Origin of the sequence: Roseateles sp. 22389 (assembly GCF_052044995.1) — a bacterium.
Taxonomy (GTDB): Bacteria; Pseudomonadota; Gammaproteobacteria; order Burkholderiales; family Burkholderiaceae_C; genus Roseateles.
The window spans coordinates 90,353-105,714 of the sequence record NZ_JBQEOF010000011.1; the positions used below are offsets into that span (position 1 = coordinate 90,353).

Here is a 15,362-nt window from a genome sequence, read left to right on the forward strand (position 1 = left end):
AGCGGTTTTTCATGGGGCGGGCGGGTCGGCGGGCGTCTCAGCCCTTGAGCACCGGCACCGGCCCGCTGACGTCGCGATAGGGCTCCTCGAAGTCCAGGAAATCCTTCTCCGCGATCGCGTCGGCGATCCACTCGCGCACGCCGGGGGCCGCTTCCACGCGCGCCAGGTAGCCCTTGAGCGCCTCGGGCACCGGCAAGGCGTAGCGCGTCACCCGCATCACGACCGGCGCGAAGAACGCATCCGCCGCGCCGAACGCGCCGAACAGGAAGGGCCCGCCGCTTTGCGCGAGCGCGTCCGTCCACAGCTCGACGATGCGCGCCAGGTCCTTGCGCAGGCCGGCCTCGGAGGCCAGCAGCCGCGGCCCCACCGAACTCAGGTCGGCGTCGATGTTCATCACGCACAGGCCGCGCAGCTGGCCGAAGCCGCTGTGCATCTCGGCGCACAGGCTGCGCGCGCGGGCGCGCTGGCGGGGATCGCTCGGCCAGATGCCCTTGTCGGGGAAGCGCTCGGCCAGGTACTCGACGATGGCCAGCGAATCCCACACCGCCAGGCCCTCGTCGACCAGCACCGGGACCTTGCCGGTCGGCGTCGCCGCGCCGACCTCGCGGTAGAAGGCCGAATCCGGCGTGAAGTCGAAGCGCAGCACACGCTCCTGGAAATCGATGCCCAGGCCCTTCATCAGCACCCAGGGGCGCATCGACCAGGACGAGTAGTTCTTGTTGCCGACGATCAATTGCATGCGGGAGTCCCTTCGCGTGGAGGAGGACGGCGCCGGCGGGGAGCCGGCGCCGCGGGGTCAGTTGGTGCCGGCGGGCGCGCCCGCCGTGGTGCCGTTGGCCGGGATGTCCGGCGCCGACGCCGCGGCCGGGCCGATGACGCGCCCGAGCCGGTCGCGCAGCTGCGTGCCGCCCTCGCGGCCCATCAACTGGGCATAGATCGTCGCGTTGGACAGCACCTTGCGCACATAGTCACGGGTCTCCCAGATCGGGATGTTCTCGGTCCAGATGGCGGCGTCGAGCTGCGGCCCCTCGCGCCAGCGCCGGGGGCGGTTCGGTCCGGCGTTGTAGGCCGCCGCGGCCATCGCCTGCGAACCGTCGAAGCTGTCCATCACCAGCTTCAGGTAGCCGGTGCCCAGGCGCAGGTTGGTGTCCCGGTCGTGCAGCATGTCGGGCCGGAATTCGACGCCCAGTTTCCTGGCGGTCCACTTGGCGGTCGCCGGCATCACCTGCATCAGGCCGCCGGCGCCGACATGCGAGCGCGCGTCCATCATGAAGCGCGACTCCTGGCGGATCAGCCCGTAGACATAGGCCGGGTCCAGGCCCACCGCGGTGGACTGCCGGAGCACGTCGGCGCGGTAGGGCATGGGGAAGCGCTGGGCCAGGTCGATCTCGGTGCGCGTGCGTTCGCTGGTCTGGATGCAGCGCTCCCAGAGCTCGCGCTCGCAGGCGGTCTGCGCGACGGCGAGCAGTTCGCGGTCGGACAGGCCGCGCAGGCTGAAGTTCCACTCCCGCTGGCCCTCGCTGCGCAGGCCCACCGCCAGCAGCTGCAGCGCGCGCTGGATGCCGGGATTGGCCAGCGCCTGCGCCCGTTCCTGCGCGCTCAGCTCGGCCGGCGAGGGCGGCAGCGGCAGGCGCAGCTTGAGTTCGTCCGCGGCGAGCTTGCCGTAGAAACTCAGCGGCGACGCGATCGCGCGCAGTGACTCCAGGGCCTCGCGACGCTGGGCGTCGCCGGCAGGGCCGTTCGCCGCGAGCTGCTGCTGGGCCTTGGCGCGCCAGTACTGCCAGGTGATGTCCTTCTGGTCCGACGGCTTCATCAGCGCGATCGCCGCCACCAGCTGCTCCGGCCGGCTGGCGCCGGCATCGCCGCGCAGCGCGGCGCGGGCGATCCAGTTCACCGTGTCGTCGCTCCATTCGAGCGGCCCGCCCAGCCGCGCCTGCAGCTTCAGCGCGCGTTCGAAGTGGTCGTTGGCCTCGTCCTTCAGCCGCAGCGCGGCCTGCCGGCCGTACTGGGCCCACAGCCAGGCGGACAGGTCGTTGGGCAGCTTCGGCGCCCAGCGGCGAACGTCGTCTTCGGCCTTGTCGTAGTCGGTGGCGAGCAGCCGCATCAGCGCCAGCAGCGTCAGCTCCGCTTTGGCGCGCGGGGACGCGGCGGCCTTGCGCTGGAGGTAGCGGTCGGGCTTGTCCATCAGTTCGGCGATCGCGTCCTGGTCCGCCTTGGACAGCAGCGCCGCGGCCTGCTTCACGGCGCGCGGCTTGTTGGTCTCGACGACCAGCCGCAGCTTGCGCCAGACGTCCGAGTCCTTGAACTGGCCGTTCTCGTGCAGCGTCGTGGCCAGCATGTTGCAGCCCTCGTCCGCATCGCGCTGCGCCAGCCAGGCGGTGCGCGCCGCCTCGCGCAGCTCGCGCGCCGGCGGGTCGGCCAGCAGCGTGTAGCAGACGACCTCGCGGTCGTCCTGCATCTTGTAGCCGGCCAGGTCGCGACGGAAGTTGGCCCAGTCGCGCCGGTGGCCCAGTTCGAGCAGCCAGTCGTTGCGCAGGCGGTCCTCGACGTAGCTGCCGGGCCAGCGGGCGTAGAAGGCGGTGATCTCGGGCTGCTGCGCGTCGGCCAGCCGGGCGTTCAGCTCCCAGTAGTCGAACCAGGGCGCGAGCGGGTGCTGCTGGTCGAAGGCGACCTGCCGCATCGCGGCCAGCCGCGAGCGGTCGCGGGTGCGCCAGGCCTCGCGGGCGTCGGTCACCAGGTCCGGCAACGGCGGTGGCGGATTGGGCACGACGGCGAAGGGCATCGTCGACTGGGCGGCGGCGGGGAGGGCCGTCCAGGCGCAGAGCGCGCCCAGGACGGTGCAGGTGAGGGCGGTTACAGTGATTCGAGCGAACTTCATGACCGACTGCGATGAATGATTCCCCCACGGCCCCCGACGCCGCCGGCATCGCCGGCAAGACCTGGCCCCATGAGCGAAGCGAATTGCGCCGCGCCTTGCTGGCGCGCCGCCGCGAATGGTCGGCCGGCGCCGAGGCCCGTCTCGCCGCCGACAAGCTGGGCGAGCAGCTGCTTCCGCTGCTGCGCCAGCTCGAGCCGCTGAGCCTCGGCCTGTACTGGCCGCTGGAGGGTGAATTTAACGCAGCGGCCTGGGCCGCGACGCACAAGCTCGGCGGGGCGATGCAGCTGGCGTTGCCGTTCGCCCGCAAGGCCGGCGATCGCGGGCCGGCGGCGATGGAATTCCGGCGCTGGGACGGCACCCCGCCGACGCTCAAGGACGAGTGCGGCATCCCCAGCGCCACCGGCCCGGTCCTCGTGCCCGAGGTGCTGCTGGTGCCCTGCCTGGGCTACACGCGCGAGGGGTTCCGGCTCGGCTACGGCGGCGGTTATTTCGACCGCTGGCTGGAAGCGCATCCCGGCGTCGCGACGATCGGCCTGGCCTGGAGTTGCTGCGAAGCCAGCTTCGAGGTGCAGCCGCACGACCAGGCGATGACCGTCGTCGTGACCGAGCGCGAGGTGATCGCGCCCTGAGGCGGCGCGGCGCTCAGCCCGAGTGCTCGTCCACGGGCGGATCGGGCTCGCCGATCGCGCGCCGGGTGAGCGCCGACTGCTCGCCGATCCAGCGCGCGAACTCGACGACCTCGGGCCGCTGCCGCCCGTGCGCCGACATCATGAGCCAGTAGACCGTCGGGCAGTCGGTGCGACCGGCCGCGCCGAAGGGCTCGACCAGCTCGCCGCGCTCCAGCGCCTCGTAGATCAGCGGTAGCCGCGCCAGCGCGACCGCCTGGCCCGAGACCGCCGCCTGGATCTGCTGGTAGGTGAAGTTGAGGTACATCCAGCGCCGCGGCTGCAGGTCGGGCGCGCCGTGCAGCGCCAGCCAGCGCCGCCAGCTCAGGAACAGGCCGCTGGGGCGCTGGTCGTCCTCCTCGGCCAGCGTGTACTGGCGCAGGTCGGCGGCCTGGCTCAGCGGCGGGCCCTGGCCCTCCTGCGCCTGCTTCGCGACCCAGGGGTTGACCACCGGCGTGAGCATCTCGCCGAACATCCGCTGCGCCGACGGCGCCACCCGGTTGGGCGCGGCATAACGCAGCGCGACGTCGAACTCGCTGTCGTCGATCTCGACGAGCTGGTCGAGCGCGGACACGCGGATGTCCATGTCCGGATGCTCGCGCTGGAAGGCCTCCAGGCGCGGGATCAGCCACAGCGACGCGAACGAGGCGAAAGTGGTGACGTTGACCACGCGTCGGCCGCGCGTCGAGCGGATCTGGCGCACGGTGCCGTCCAGCCGGTCCAGCATGGGCTCGACCGCCGCCAGCAGCAACTTGCCGTCCGGCGCCAGTTCGACATGGCGGGTGCCGCGCAGGAAGAGCGTCGCGCCGAGTTCCTCCTCCAGCGACCGGATCTGGCGGCTGATGGCGGACTGGGTCAGGTAGAGCTCGTCGGCGGCGGCGCTGAAGCTCAGGCGCCGGGCCACCGCCTCGAAGGCGCGCAGCGGACCGACGGCGAGCGGGCGATGGCGAGGCGGATTCATGCTCGGATGGTATCAATCGACGCGCGAAGACTCATTGGACCGGCATGCGGGGCAACCCTAATATCCCTCCATGTCCACGAGGAACGCCGCCAAGTGCGCGGGCCGCCCGGCGGACGGGGAGCCGATCATGAACGTCATGCAAAAGTCATCAATCCAGGTCAGCCGCGACGATGCCGCTTGGGCGTTGTCCGCGGGCGAGGCGATGAGCCTGCCGATCGGCCCGGGCCGCCGCGAGCTGCATGTGCTCGACGGGCGCGTCTGGGTGACGCAGCGCGGCGACCTGAACCTGCCGGCCCAGGACTTCTGGCTGTCGGCCGGGGAGACCCTGGAAGTGGCCAGCGGCACCGAACTGGTCGTGGAAGCCTGGCCGACCGCCCGCTTCCAGCTGATGGTGCCGCCGCAGGCCTGCGCCGCCCAGCGCGCGCGGCGCGTCAGCCGGCTGCCTTCTTTCGGGCAGCTGTTCGGCCAGCGCCTGGCGAACGCTTGAGCGCCGGAGCCGTGGCCTTGACCGGTTTCAGCTTCCTGTCGGTGCTGGGTTCGGCGGTGGTGCCGGCGCTCTTCTTCGGCGTGCTGGCCTTCGGCTTCGCATTGGCCGAGCGCAAGGCCGACTCCATCGCCAGCCGCCCCCAGGGCAGCATCAGCGCCGGCGACTCCAGCGTCTCCTCCGGCGGCCGGAAGTAATTCAGGCTGGCGACCTCCTGTCGCCCGTCCTTGCCGGTCTTCGCGTACCGGAAGGGCTCGCAGCCGGCCTCGAGGTAGCGCGGCTGGCTGACGGCGTCCGCCTTCAGGTAGAGCTCGTCGCGGCTGATGATGGCCAGGAACAGGTCGTCGACATAAAGCCCGAAGCCCCCGAACATCCGCCGCGCCAGCACGGGCCCGAGCGGCGCCAGCAGCTCCATGCAGTGGTTGGCGAAATCGCTGCCCGCGCCGGCGACGCGCCGGACGGTTCCCGTGGTGGTGGTGCCTCGTGCCATGGCGGCGACTCTAGCAACCCGCGTCCGGCGCGGCCACAATGGCCGGCTCCGGGGCCCGTCGGTCCCGCTGGGCAACGCGAAGGGGCCGGATGGATCCGAACGACAAGCTGCCGATTTCCGAAGACCGCCAGGCGCTGCGCGAGCGCCTGATCCGCGAGCGCCTGGACCTGCCGGGCCGCCTGGAACTCGCGGACCTGGTGCAGGGCGTGCTGCGCGTGTGGCTGGTGGGACGCAAGGAAAAGCGCATCGCGGCGTACTGGCCGATCAAGGGCGAGTTCGATCCGCTGCCGGCGCTGTACCGCTGGAGCGAGGTCGATCCCGAACGTCGCATCGGCCTGCCCGTCGTCGATCGCGAGCAGGGTCGCCTGCGCTTCCACGTCTGGTATCCCGGCTGCCCGATGGAAGAGGACGCGACCGGCATCACCAAGCCCAAGGACACCGAGGCCTTCGAGCCCGAACTCCTGCTGCTGCCCTGCCTGGGCTACGGCCCGGGCGGCATCCGCATGGGCTACGGCGGCGGCTTCATGCTGCGCACCATCGCGCAGATCCAGCCCCGGCCGCAGGCCGTGGGCGTCGGTTTCAGCCACGGCTTCCAGCCGACGCTGACCGCCCAGCCGAACGACGTGCGGCTGGACGCGATGCTGACCGAGATGGGGGTGGTCTGGGAGAATCCGCGCGCATGAATGCCGTCGATTCCCTCGTCCGCCCGACCGCCGACACGCTGGATGCGCTGTATGTGGCCCACCTCGCCGAGCAGCAGCGTCGCACCGAACACGCGCTCCAGCGCGGTGGCTACGACGCGCTGCTGATCGCGTCCGGTGTCGAGAAGTTCGCCTTCCTCGACGACCGGCCCTACGTCTTCCAGCCCAACCCCCACTTCAAGCTGTGGGTGCCGTTGATCCGCCATCCGGACAGCTGGCTGGTGATCCGTCCCGGCCACCGGCCCCGGCTGGTCTACGTCCAGCCCGAGGACTACTGGCATGTGCCGCCCGAGGCGCCGAGCGGTTTCTGGGTGGAGCACTTCGAACTGATCGTGGTGCGCACCCCGGGTGACGCGCTGCCCTACCTGCAGCTGCCGGGCGAGCTGGCGATCGTCGGCGAGGCCGACGCGGCGCTGGGCGACATCGTCCCGAACAACCCGCCCGAGGTGCTGAACCCGCTGCATCACGCGCGCGCGGTGAAGACCGGCTACGAGCTGCTGCGCCTGCGCGAGGCATCGGCGCTGGGCGCGACGGCGCACCTGGCCGCGCAGCGCGCCTTCCGCGAAGGCCGATCGGAGGCGGCGATCCATGCCGCCTACCTCCGGGCCTGCGGCCTGGCCGAGCGCGACCTGCCCTACGGCAACATCGTCGCGCTGAACGAGCACGCCGCGGTGCTGCATTACCAGTACCAGGACCAGCGGGCACCGGCGCAGTCGCTGTCGCTGCTGATCGACGCGGGCGCGCACAGCTGCGGGTATGCCTCGGACATCACCCGCACCACCGGCAACGGCGACGCCAGCTTCCAGGCGCTGGTCGACGCGATGGAGGCCGCGCAGCTGCGCCTGGTCGATCGCGTGCGCGCGGGCGTCGACTACCGCGACATCCACCTGGCCTCGCACCGCGAGATCGCCGGCGTACTGCGGCAGCTGGGCATCGTGCGGATGGACGAGGACGCGATGCTCGCGCAGGGCGTGACCTCGACCTTCCTGCCGCATGGCATCGGCCACCTGCTCGGCCTGCAGGTGCATGACATCGGCGGCTTCATGGCCGGCGAGGACGGCGGCACGATCGCCAAGCCCGACGGCCATCCCTACCTGCGGCTGACGCGCGTGCTGCAGCCCGGCATGGTGGTGACGATCGAGCCGGGGCTGTACTTCATCCCGATGCTGCTGGACAAGCTGCGCGCGACGCCCGCGGCGGCGCAGGTGGACTGGGCGCTGGTCCAGCACCTCAGCGCCTTCGGCGGCGTGCGCATCGAAGACGATGTCGCCTGCCGCGACAGCGGCGCGCCGGAGAACCTGACGCGGGACGCGTTCGCGGCGTTGGGCTGAAGGCGGGCGCTCCTCGGCGCCCACCCCATCGCGCATGAAAAAAGGGCCCGCGGGCCCTTTCGTTCATCGTTCCGGTCGTCGAGCGGCGCCCGACGACCATCGCTGGCGGGCGCTCGCCCGCCGGCCTCAGGCTGCCTTGCGGCGGCGCGCCATGCCCAGGCCGACCAGCGCCAGCCCGGCCAGGGCCAGCGAACCCGGCTCCGGCACGGTCGTCAGCTGCACGTTCCAGTTGTTGATCACGCCGACGTCGGCGCCGGCCAGGTCGGCCACGCGCAGCGTCCAGGTGCCGAAGGTGTCCTGGCCGTTGAAGGCCGACAGCAGTTCTTCCGCGCGGAAGGTGCCGGTGAACGGCGCGGCGCCGTTGGCGATCGAGGTGGTCGCCGCATCGTCGAAGACGGTGTTGAAGAAGTTGTCGGCCGATCCGCCGCGGCGGTTGAACAGCTGGACGGTGGTGCCGGTCGGCGCGATCAGCCAGATCGCCAGGTCGGCGTCATAGGTGTGGCGCAGGTCGACGATCGACACGTTCACGTCGCTCAGCGTGCCGCGGGTGTCCACGTTCAGCGTGGAGGTCACGACGCAGCGGTCGCAGATGGCGGTCGGCGTGGTGCTGGAGGCGGTCACGACCGCGGCTTGGGCGGCGAAGGCGGTGGTCAGGGAGGCGGCGCAGACGGCCAGCAGACGCTTGAAGTTCATGGAGTCAGGGTCACAAAAAGGTGGCTTGTGACTCCATGTAAGCAGTGTTCATGCCAATGAATTAGGGATGGCGTTCGAATCCCTTTCGGCATAAGCACTTGGCGTTGTTTCCGTGAACAATTCCCGGGGCCTCGCGCGTGCGGTTTTAACGAACTGTCAAGAATCCCGACGTTTGGCGGCTCGCGTCGTCCCCTCAGCCGATGCGACGGCCAAGGGGATGAAGCGGATTCCTGGGACTTAGAACCGATAGCCCACGCCGACGCCGATCAGCAGCGGATCGATCTTGAACTTGCCGACCGACGCGCCTTTGGAGCGCACCTCGGTGTCCATCTTGAGCTTCTTGATGTCGAGGTTGATCGACCACCGCGGATCCAGCATCACGTCGAAACCGGCCTGCACGGCCAGGCCGACGCTCTGCTTCTCGATGCTGGGCGCCAGCGCCGCCTGCACGGCTGGCTCGAATCGGGCGCTGGAGAAGCGCGTGTAGTTGAGGCCGGCGCCAAGGTAGGGGCGGAACTGCCCCTCCGGGTTGAAGTGGTACTGCAGGGTCAGCGTCGGCGGCAGGTGCTTGACCGTCCCGATGCGCACGCCGTTGCTGCGCAGCGTGTGCCGTTGCGGCACGGTCAGGATCAGTTCGGTCGCCAGGTTCGGCGTGATGAAGTAGCTGATGTCGACTTCGGGAATCGTCTTGCGGCTCAGCGACAGGCCGAGGCCGGTCCGGTCCTTGTCCGCCGGGTCGATGTTCACCGCGCGGGCGCGGATCACCCAGGGGCTGCCCTGCGCATGCGCGGGCAGCGCGGCGGTCGTCATCAGCGCCATGAGCGCCATGGGCGCCATGAGCGCCGCGGCGCCGAGGGACAAGCGGGGTCGGGTGGGGATGCGGGACATGCGTTCACTCCTGGTCAATGGGTGACCGGCATTGAACGTGGGCTCCGGGCCGCTGGCCTTGACCGTTCACAAGGAACGGCGGCGCGGCATGAAGACCGCCCGCGGCGGCGCGGACCGCTTGCGCGGGGTCAAGCTTGGGCGGCGAGACCGAGGCGTTTGCACAACTCCAGCGTCAGCGCGCTCTGGTTGAGCGTGTAGAAGTGCAGCCCCGGCACGCCGCCGGCGATCAGGCGCTCGCACAGTCGCGTGACGACGTCCAGGCCGAAGGCGCGCACGGAGGCGGCGTCATCCATGTAGCCCTCCATCTTCAGCGCGACCCAGCGCGGGATCTCGATGCCGTCGCGCTGCGCGAACTGCGCGATGCGCGCGTAGTTGTTGATCGGCATGACGCCCGGCACGATCGGCACCTCCACGCCCAGGGCGCGGGAGGCCTCGACGAAGTGGAAGTAGGCATCGGGGTTGTAGAAGAACTGCGTGATCGCGCCGCTGGCGCCGGCGCGCACCTTGTCGGCGAAGAACTGCAGGTCGCGCGCCGCGTAGCGCTGCTGCGGGTGGTACTCGGGATAGGCCGCGACCTCGATGTCCCAGTCCTCGCCCTGCGTCTCGCGGATGAAGCGCACCAGCTCGGCGGCGTAGCGGAACTCGCCCGCCGTGGCCGTGCCGCTGGGCAGGTCGCCGCGCAGCGCGACGACGCGGCGGATGTCCTGCGCGCGGTAGGTCGCCAGGATCTCGGCGATGTTCTCGCGCGTGGAGCCGACGCAGGACAGGTGCGGCGCGGCGTCGAAGCCTTGCGACGCGATGTCGGCGACGGTCGACAGCGTCTTCTCGCGCGTGGAGCCGCCGGCGCCGTAGGTGACGCTGAAGTACTGCGGATTCACCGCGCGCAGTTCCTGCACGACGGTCTTGAGCTTCTCGGTGCCGACGGGCGTGTTGGGCGGGAAGAATTCGATGCTGACCGGCGTCGTCATGGCGGGGCGTCCTGGAAGGTCGATGGAATCGGGGGATCCGGGGATCGGGAGGGGGCGGGCCGGCGCTCAGGCGCTCGCCTTGCGGGCCCACAGGAAGAATTCGCGGTTGCCGTCGCCGCCGGTGATGGGGCTGTCGAACCAGCCCTGCACCGACCAGCCGAGCGCCGTCGCCGCGTCGCGCGCCTGCTGCTCGAGCACCGGATAAAGCGACGGGTCCTTGACCAGTCCGCCCTTGCCGATGGCCTGCGGGCCGAGCTCGAACTGCGGCTTGACCAGCAGCAGCGCCTGCCCGTCCGCGGCGAGCCACGGATCGAGCTGCGGCAGCGCGCCGATCATCGAGATGAAGCTGAGGTCGCCGACGATCAGCGCGAAACCGCCGGGCGGGGCGAGCGCCTCGAGCCGCGACCCGGCGAGCTCGCGCACATGCGTGCCCTCGAGCGCGTCGACCCGCGCATCGCTCGCGAGCGAGGCGTGCAGCTGGCCGTGGCCGACGTCGATGCCGACCACGCGCGCCGCGCCCGCCTTGAGCAGGCAATCGGTGAAGCCGCCGGTGCTCTGGCCGACATCGAGCGCGACCCACCCCGCCGGATCGAGGCCGGCCAGGCGCAGCGCGCCTTCCAGCTTCAATCCGCCGCGCGAGACATAGCGCAGTTCCGCGTCGTCGGTGACGCGCAGCTGCGCCTGCTCGGGCAGCGCCTCGCCGGCCTTCTTCAACGGGACCCAGCCCTTGGGCGAGTCCCATTGCACGGCGCCGCGCTCGATCAACCGCTGCGCGGCCGATCGCGTCGGCGCCAGGCCGGACGAGACGAGGAGCTGATCGGCTCTCATCGGTTCAGAGGCTCGCGGATCAGTAGCGGTAGGTGTCGGGCTTGTAGGGGCCGGACTTGGACACGCCGATGTAGGCGGCCTGCTCGTCGGTCAGCTCGCTCAGCTGCGCGTTCAGCGTCTTGAGCTGCAGGCGCGCGACGTGCTCGTCCAGGTGCTTGGGCAGCACGTAGACCTGGCCCACGGCATAAGCGTCCTTGTGCGCGAAGAGCTCAATCTGCGCGATGGTCTGGTTGGCGAAGCTCGAGGACATCACGTAGCTCGGGTGGCCGGTGCCGCAGCCCAGGTTCACGAGGCGGCCCTTGGCCAGCAGGATGATGCGCTTGCCGTCCGGGAAGATCACGTGGTCCACCTGCGGCTTGATCTCCTCCCACTCGTACTGCTCGAGCGAGGCGACGTCGATCTCGTTGTCGAAGTGGCCGATGTTGCAGACGATCGCGTTGTGCTTCATCGCGGCCATGTGCTCGTGGCGGATCACGTTCTTGTTGCCGGTCGTGGTCACGAAGATGTCGGCCTTGTCGGCGGCGTATTCCATCGTCACGACGCGGAAGCCCTCCATCGCGGCCTGCAGCGCGCAGATCGGATCGATCTCGGTGACCCAGACCTGGGCCGACAGCGCGCGCATCGCCTGCGCCGAGCCCTTGCCCACGTCGCCGTAGCCGGCGATCACGGCGATCTTGCCGGCGACCATGACGTCGGTGGCGCGCTTGATGCCGTCCACCAGCGACTCGCGGCAGCCGTAGAGGTTGTCGAACTTGCTCTTGGTGACCGAGTCGTTGACGTTGATCGCGCGGAACAGCAGCGTGCCCTTGGCCGACATCTCCTTCAGGCGATGCACGCCCGTGGTCGTTTCCTCGGTCACGCCGATGATCTCGGCGCTCTTGCGGGTGTACCAGGTCGCGTCTTCGGCGATCTTCTTCTTGATCGCGGCGAACAGGATGCGCTCTTCCTCGCTGCCCGGGTTGGCCAGGACCGACAGGTCCTTCTCGGCCTTCTGGCCCAGGTGCATCAGCAGCGTCGCGTCGCCGCCGTCGTCCAGGATCATGTTGGGGCCTTCGCCCGCTTCGCCCTTGGCGCCGAATTCGAAGATGCGGTGGGTGTAGTCCCAGTAATCCTCCAGCGTCTCGCCCTTGTAGGCGAAGACGGGGGTGCCGACGGCGACCAGCGCGGCGGCGGCGTGGTCCTGCGTCGAGAAGATGTTGCAGGAGGCCCAGCGGACTTCGGCGCCCAGCGCCTGCAGCGTCTCGACCAGCACGGCGGTCTGGATCGTCATGTGCAGCGAGCCGGTGATGCGCGCGCCCTTGAGCGGCTGGGCCGCGGCGTATTCCTCACGGATCGCCATCAGCGCGGGCATCTCGCTCTCGGCGATCTTGATCTCCTTGCGGCCCCAGTCGGCCAGCGACAGGTCTTTGATCAGGTACTGGTCTTGGGCCAGCGGCTTCAGTTGGGCGTTCATGCGGACTCCTGCGAGGAAGGGCCGTCGACGCCAGCGATCAGGACATGGGGAGAAGTGGGGAGGGCACTTGCCGCTCGGTCCTCACCCGGCCTGCGAAGGGTCGACGGGTGAGCGCGGTTGCCATGGCCGCGGGCACGTCGCCGCGCGGCGGTTCCGAGCCTGGCCTCGATGGGATGGGAGGTCGCAACGCTCCTCGGAACAGGGCGCGATTGTAGACATGTTCCGTTCGACGGCTCGATGACAGCGTCACGGTCGGGGCCACAATCGCCCCCCATGCGAACGATCCCCCCGCTCAGCGACTGTCCCCGCGCGGCCTGGCTCCCCCTGCGCGGGGTGCTGACCGACATCGACGACACCCTGACGGCCGAGGGCGACATCGCCCCCGCCGCGCTGGCGGCCCTGCACCGGCTGCAGGACGCCGGCGTCCCGGTCATCGCGATCACCGGCCGGCCCGCGGGCTGGAGCGCGCCCTTCGCGTTGGACTGGCCCCTGCGGGGGATCGTGGCGGAGAACGGCGGGGTGCTGCTGCACCGCGAGAAGGACGCGCTGGTCACCGAGTTCGCCCAGGACGACGCGACGCGGCGGGAGAACTTCGCGCGCCTGCAGGCCTGCGCGGGGGCGATCGTGGCGACGGTGCCGGGCGCCCAGCTGGCGCGCGACAGCGCGGGGCGGCTGACCGACATCGCGGTCGACCACAGCGAATTCACGCGGCTGGACGACGACGCGATCGCCGCCGTCTGCGACCTGATGCGCGCCCATGGGCTGGTGGCGACGGTGAGCTCGATCCACGTCAACGGCTGGATCGGCGAGCACAGCAAGTGGACCGCCGCGCAATGGGCGGTGAAACGGCTGACCGGGCGAGCGTTCGATCCGCGGGAGTGGGTCTACGTCGGCGACTCGACGAATGACCAGCTGATGTTCGAACGGGTGCCCCTCTCGGTGGGAGTGGCCAACATCGCGCGTTTCCTGCCGATGCTGGATCACCCGCCGGCCTACGTCACCGCCAGCGAGCGCGGCGACGGTTTCGCGGAAGTGGCCCGCGCCTTGCTGGCCGCGGCTGGCTGAGGGCGGGTCGGCGCGTCCTCGAGGACCGGGACGCGCGGCCGCGGCTGGCGCCCTTCGACCGGATCCCGGGCATGCCGCCCGACCAGCGCCGACACGCCCGGCCAGTCATGCCCACGCGGCAGCACCCGCGCCAGGCTCGCATGGCTGACGCGTCCGCCGACGGCCACCAGCCGCTCCGCCACCTCGATGCGCCGGCGACGCAGCCGCGGCAGCAGCCAGCGGTTGGTCGGGCGCTCGCGCAGCACGCTGGGATGCGGCATGCAGCGGTGCTCCGCCATCAGCAGGTGGCGCAGTAGCACCTCCAGTCCGAACGGGTCGAGGTGGCGCCAGTCGGTGCTCAGCCGCGCCAGCGCGAAGCGCAGGTTGGCCTGGGCGTCGGAACGCGCGACATGGAAACGGTTCTGGCCGGTCATGAACATCGGGGCCTCCGATCGAGGGAGATCGATGCGCCCGCGCGGCAAGCGCGGCGCCTGTCCAGGATGTCGGCGGGCGCGCGCGGGTTCTGAAGCCCGAGGATGTCCCCAAAAACGTCACGAAACGCAAACGCCCCTCGAGCTGAGGGGGGGCCTCGTCGGAGGGAGGCGAGACCCCCGAACGTGGACGGGGCCGCCGGAAAAAGCGAAGGGCCGCGCGAGGCGGCCCTTCCGGGTGGGGGTGAGGCGTCAGCCGGCCTCGGGGTGGCGGGCCTTCCAGGCGCGCATCGCTTGCCGGTAGCGGTCCATCGCCAGGTCGTGCAGGTCGAAGATGCACGGGTCGCAGCCGTTGCCGCAGCAGGCGTCGATGTCCGGCTGCACGGGCGGCTGGGGCATCGGGTCGTCGGCCTCGAGCGAGGCCGGCGCCGCGGCGGGGTCGGGCAGGGCGGTGGTCATGACCGGGAGGCTCCGCGAGGGTTTCGGCCCCCGCGGCGCACGCTCAGCGACGGACCGGCGGCGGTCCCGAGTGGGCCGAGCGCTGCAGGTGACGGAAGGTGATCCGGCCCTTGGTCAGGTCGTAGGGCGACATCTCCAGGGAGACGGCGTCGCCAGCCAGGATGCGGATGTGATGCTTGCGCATCTTGCCGCCCGTGTAGGCGATGACCTGGTGGCCGTTCTCCAGCGTCACGCGAAAGCGCGAGTCCGGCAGGATTTCGTTGACGACACCCTGCATTTCAATCAGTTCTTCCTTGGCCATACGGGAGGCTCCTTTCTTGAAATCGATAAGGGCGCCGGCCGCGGTCTGCCGCGGGCCTTCGCCTCGGGAATCACGGGCGCGCCGTCAATGGCAGCGCGCCCAGGCCGTGCCTTCGGTCTCCGCGTAGCGCAACGCGGCGCGGCGGGTCTCGAAGGTCGGCACGAATCGCATGACGCGATCGATGCTGGCCATGCCGCGTCCCGATCGGATCGAGACGGCCGCGGCGAATCCGCCGTCGGCATGGGGTTTGGTCATCGGTGAGACAAGGAATCGCCCCACCTCAATGCTTTTGGTTCGCATAGTTCTCATGAGGTGTGCGCCTTGACAGGCAATCGCAATAAGCAACCGTCTTGGCGCGGTTTGGGAATGTGCCCTTTCCCTGTTTCGATGGCGCGAAGCCGGGGCGGGACACGAAGAGGTGCTCCAGCAGCCGTTCGCCCAAGGACGATCGAACCGGCCGAAGCCAGAAACGCGCAAGCGCACGAACCGGGGGTTGATGCTGGTGCGAGCCGCTCGCAGAAAGGTCCGTGAGAGGGACCGGAGGGGCTGCAGAAGAAGACCTGAAGAGGGTGGTCTTGTGCGAATCAAGCTGCGGATTGTAGCGCAAGCGCGCGAATTGCGCAGCGTCGCTTGCAGTCAGGACGCGGGGATCGTGCGGAAGGGCCGGCGGTTGGCGGGCGGCGCAAGCGGGACGAGCGCGACGAGCACGACGAGCACCGCCTGCCGGTCGCGGCGGATCGTGCAAGCGGTCCGCCGGAACGGGCATGCGGCCCCGGGGGCTGCTGCC

At 70.3% G+C, this 15,362-nt stretch carries 18 protein-coding genes and 1 riboswitch; of the genes, 5 read left to right on the top strand and 13 right to left on the bottom strand.

The genetic code is table 11. The features are described from left to right. Nucleotides 1-37: 37 nt before the first annotated feature. On the bottom strand, nucleotides 38-739 hold the full coding sequence (locus ACTJKJ_RS16405; RefSeq protein WP_440821076.1) for a glutathione S-transferase family protein: 702 nt from the start codon (nucleotides 737-739) through the stop codon (nucleotides 38-40). 57 nt (nucleotides 740-796) lie between these two features. Continuing rightward, nucleotides 797-2,878 carry a transglycosylase SLT domain-containing protein gene (locus tag ACTJKJ_RS16410; RefSeq protein ID WP_440821077.1) on the bottom strand — a complete coding sequence of 694 codons (2,082 nt, stop codon included), beginning with the start codon at nucleotides 2,876-2,878 and terminating at the stop codon, nucleotides 797-799. An 11-nt stretch (nucleotides 2,879-2,889) separates the two neighbouring features. On the opposite strand from ACTJKJ_RS16410, the gene ACTJKJ_RS16415 reads away from it, so the two are divergent. Further along, nucleotides 2,890-3,507, top strand: coding sequence for a 5-formyltetrahydrofolate cyclo-ligase (locus ACTJKJ_RS16415; RefSeq protein WP_440821078.1), 618 nt, complete (start codon nucleotides 2,890-2,892; stop codon nucleotides 3,505-3,507). A 13-nt stretch (nucleotides 3,508-3,520) separates the two neighbouring features. On the opposite strand, the gene ACTJKJ_RS16420 is transcribed toward ACTJKJ_RS16415, so the two are convergent. Then, entirely contained in the window at nucleotides 3,521-4,504 is a 984-nt protein-coding gene (locus tag ACTJKJ_RS16420) for a LysR family transcriptional regulator (RefSeq protein WP_297382927.1), read from the bottom strand. A 127-nt stretch (nucleotides 4,505-4,631) separates the two neighbouring features. On the opposite strand from ACTJKJ_RS16420, the gene ACTJKJ_RS16425 reads away from it, so the two are divergent. After that, nucleotides 4,632-4,991, top strand: a complete 360-nt coding sequence (locus tag ACTJKJ_RS16425) for a DUF2917 domain-containing protein (protein ID WP_175538354.1) — start codon at nucleotides 4,632-4,634, stop codon at nucleotides 4,989-4,991. Here ACTJKJ_RS16425 and ACTJKJ_RS16430 read toward each other — a convergent pair. Beyond that, nucleotides 4,936-5,478: a TfoX/Sxy family protein gene (locus ACTJKJ_RS16430; protein WP_255488871.1), complete on the bottom strand. Its 543-nt coding sequence runs from the start codon at nucleotides 5,476-5,478 to the stop codon at nucleotides 4,936-4,938. The two genes, ACTJKJ_RS16425 and ACTJKJ_RS16430, sit on opposite strands and share 56 nt — an antisense overlap. 89 nt (nucleotides 5,479-5,567) lie before the next feature. Here ACTJKJ_RS16430 and ACTJKJ_RS16435 point away from each other — a divergent pair, with 89 nt between their 5' ends. Both ACTJKJ_RS16435 and pepQ read left to right on the top strand, forming a co-directional pair. Then, on the top strand, nucleotides 5,568-6,161 hold the full coding sequence (locus ACTJKJ_RS16435; RefSeq protein WP_091727809.1) for a 5-formyltetrahydrofolate cyclo-ligase: 594 nt from the start codon (nucleotides 5,568-5,570) through the stop codon (nucleotides 6,159-6,161). After that, nucleotides 6,158-7,510 (top strand): Xaa-Pro dipeptidase, encoded by a 1,353-nt coding sequence (gene pepQ, locus ACTJKJ_RS16440; protein ID WP_440821079.1) that lies wholly within the window; start codon nucleotides 6,158-6,160, stop codon nucleotides 7,508-7,510. The genes ACTJKJ_RS16435 and pepQ overlap by 4 nt, the downstream gene beginning before the upstream one ends. A 126-nt stretch (nucleotides 7,511-7,636) precedes the next feature. Here the strand turns inward: pepQ and ACTJKJ_RS16445 are convergent, their stop codons facing one another. From ACTJKJ_RS16445 to ahcY, 5 genes are all read right to left on the bottom strand, one after another. Beyond that, nucleotides 7,637-8,203, bottom strand: a complete 567-nt coding sequence (locus ACTJKJ_RS16445) for a proprotein convertase P-domain-containing protein (protein WP_440821080.1) — start codon at nucleotides 8,201-8,203, stop codon at nucleotides 7,637-7,639. Nucleotides 8,204-8,440: 237 nt separating this feature from the next. Next, a complete protein-coding gene (locus tag ACTJKJ_RS16450; protein ID WP_297382924.1) occupies nucleotides 8,441-9,091 on the bottom strand; it encodes an OmpW/AlkL family protein in 651 nt (216 codons plus the stop codon). 128 nt (nucleotides 9,092-9,219) lie between these two features. Further along, nucleotides 9,220-10,059 carry a methylenetetrahydrofolate reductase [NAD(P)H] gene (gene metF, locus ACTJKJ_RS16455; protein WP_091727800.1) on the bottom strand — a complete coding sequence of 280 codons (840 nt, stop codon included), beginning with the start codon at nucleotides 10,057-10,059 and terminating at the stop codon, nucleotides 9,220-9,222. 66 nt (nucleotides 10,060-10,125) lie between these two features. Continuing rightward, complete coding sequence (locus ACTJKJ_RS16460; RefSeq protein ID WP_297382923.1) at nucleotides 10,126-10,887, bottom strand: TlyA family RNA methyltransferase; 762 nt, start codon at nucleotides 10,885-10,887, stop codon at nucleotides 10,126-10,128. Between the two features lie 19 nt (nucleotides 10,888-10,906). Beyond that, entirely contained in the window at nucleotides 10,907-12,340 is a 1,434-nt protein-coding gene (ahcY, locus tag ACTJKJ_RS16465; RefSeq protein ID WP_297382922.1) for an adenosylhomocysteinase, read from the bottom strand. A gap of 102 nt (nucleotides 12,341-12,442) precedes the next feature. Continuing rightward, nucleotides 12,443-12,541, bottom strand: a riboswitch (S-adenosyl-L-homocysteine riboswitch). Between the two features lie 72 nt (nucleotides 12,542-12,613). Between ahcY and ACTJKJ_RS16470 the strand changes: the two genes are divergently transcribed. Continuing rightward, the gene (locus tag ACTJKJ_RS16470; protein ID WP_440821081.1) at nucleotides 12,614-13,405 is read left to right on the top strand and encodes an HAD family hydrolase; all 792 of its coding nucleotides are present in this window, start codon (nucleotides 12,614-12,616) and stop codon (nucleotides 13,403-13,405) included. Here ACTJKJ_RS16470 and ACTJKJ_RS16475 read toward each other — a convergent pair. The 4 genes from ACTJKJ_RS16475 to ACTJKJ_RS16490 form a co-directional block, all read right to left on the bottom strand. Continuing rightward, a complete protein-coding gene (locus tag ACTJKJ_RS16475) occupies nucleotides 13,333-13,824 on the bottom strand; it encodes a hypothetical protein (protein ID WP_440821082.1) in 492 nt (163 codons plus the stop codon). The genes ACTJKJ_RS16470 and ACTJKJ_RS16475 overlap by 73 nt on opposite strands. Nucleotides 13,825-14,067: 243 nt before the next feature. Then, a complete protein-coding gene (locus ACTJKJ_RS16480) occupies nucleotides 14,068-14,274 on the bottom strand; it encodes an oxidoreductase-like domain-containing protein (RefSeq protein ID WP_091727779.1) in 207 nt (68 codons plus the stop codon). A gap of 43 nt (nucleotides 14,275-14,317) precedes the next feature. Next, nucleotides 14,318-14,575, bottom strand: coding sequence for a translation initiation factor IF-1 (gene infA / locus ACTJKJ_RS16485; RefSeq protein WP_091727775.1), 258 nt, complete (start codon nucleotides 14,573-14,575; stop codon nucleotides 14,318-14,320). 84 nt (nucleotides 14,576-14,659) lie between these two features. Next, nucleotides 14,660-14,830, bottom strand: coding sequence for a hypothetical protein (locus tag ACTJKJ_RS16490; RefSeq protein WP_175538353.1), 171 nt, complete (start codon nucleotides 14,828-14,830; stop codon nucleotides 14,660-14,662). Nucleotides 14,831-15,362: the final 532 nt, after the last annotated feature.

Coding starts and splice junctions, on each gene's coding strand:
- ACTJKJ_RS16405 (WP_440821076.1), bottom strand. CDS start 739: ATGCAATTGATCGTCGGCAACAAGAACTACTCGTCCTGGTCGATGCGC.
- ACTJKJ_RS16410 (WP_440821077.1), bottom strand. CDS start 2,878: ATGAAGTTCGCTCGAATCACTGTAACCGCCCTCACCTGCACCGTCCTG.
- ACTJKJ_RS16415 (WP_440821078.1), top strand. CDS start 2,890: ATGAATGATTCCCCCACGGCCCCCGACGCCGCCGGCATCGCCGGCAAG.
- ACTJKJ_RS16420 (WP_297382927.1), bottom strand. CDS start 4,504: ATGAATCCGCCTCGCCATCGCCCGCTCGCCGTCGGTCCGCTGCGCGCC.
- ACTJKJ_RS16425 (WP_175538354.1), top strand. CDS start 4,632: ATGAACGTCATGCAAAAGTCATCAATCCAGGTCAGCCGCGACGATGCC.
- ACTJKJ_RS16430 (WP_255488871.1), bottom strand. CDS start 5,478: ATGGCACGAGGCACCACCACCACGGGAACCGTCCGGCGCGTCGCCGGC.
- ACTJKJ_RS16435 (WP_091727809.1), top strand. CDS start 5,568: ATGGATCCGAACGACAAGCTGCCGATTTCCGAAGACCGCCAGGCGCTG.
- pepQ (WP_440821079.1), top strand. CDS start 6,158: ATGAATGCCGTCGATTCCCTCGTCCGCCCGACCGCCGACACGCTGGAT.
- ACTJKJ_RS16445 (WP_440821080.1), bottom strand. CDS start 8,203: ATGAACTTCAAGCGTCTGCTGGCCGTCTGCGCCGCCTCCCTGACCACC.
- ACTJKJ_RS16450 (WP_297382924.1), bottom strand. CDS start 9,091: ATGTCCCGCATCCCCACCCGACCCCGCTTGTCCCTCGGCGCCGCGGCG.
- metF (WP_091727800.1), bottom strand. CDS start 10,059: ATGACGACGCCGGTCAGCATCGAATTCTTCCCGCCCAACACGCCCGTC.
- ACTJKJ_RS16460 (WP_297382923.1), bottom strand. CDS start 10,887: ATGAGAGCCGATCAGCTCCTCGTCTCGTCCGGCCTGGCGCCGACGCGA.
- ahcY (WP_297382922.1), bottom strand. CDS start 12,340: ATGAACGCCCAACTGAAGCCGCTGGCCCAAGACCAGTACCTGATCAAA.
- ACTJKJ_RS16470 (WP_440821081.1), top strand. CDS start 12,614: ATGCGAACGATCCCCCCGCTCAGCGACTGTCCCCGCGCGGCCTGGCTC.
- ACTJKJ_RS16475 (WP_440821082.1), bottom strand. CDS start 13,824: ATGTTCATGACCGGCCAGAACCGTTTCCATGTCGCGCGTTCCGACGCC.
- ACTJKJ_RS16480 (WP_091727779.1), bottom strand. CDS start 14,274: ATGACCACCGCCCTGCCCGACCCCGCCGCGGCGCCGGCCTCGCTCGAG.
- infA (WP_091727775.1), bottom strand. CDS start 14,575: ATGGCCAAGGAAGAACTGATTGAAATGCAGGGTGTCGTCAACGAAATC.
- ACTJKJ_RS16490 (WP_175538353.1), bottom strand. CDS start 14,830: ATGACCAAACCCCATGCCGACGGCGGATTCGCCGCGGCCGTCTCGATC.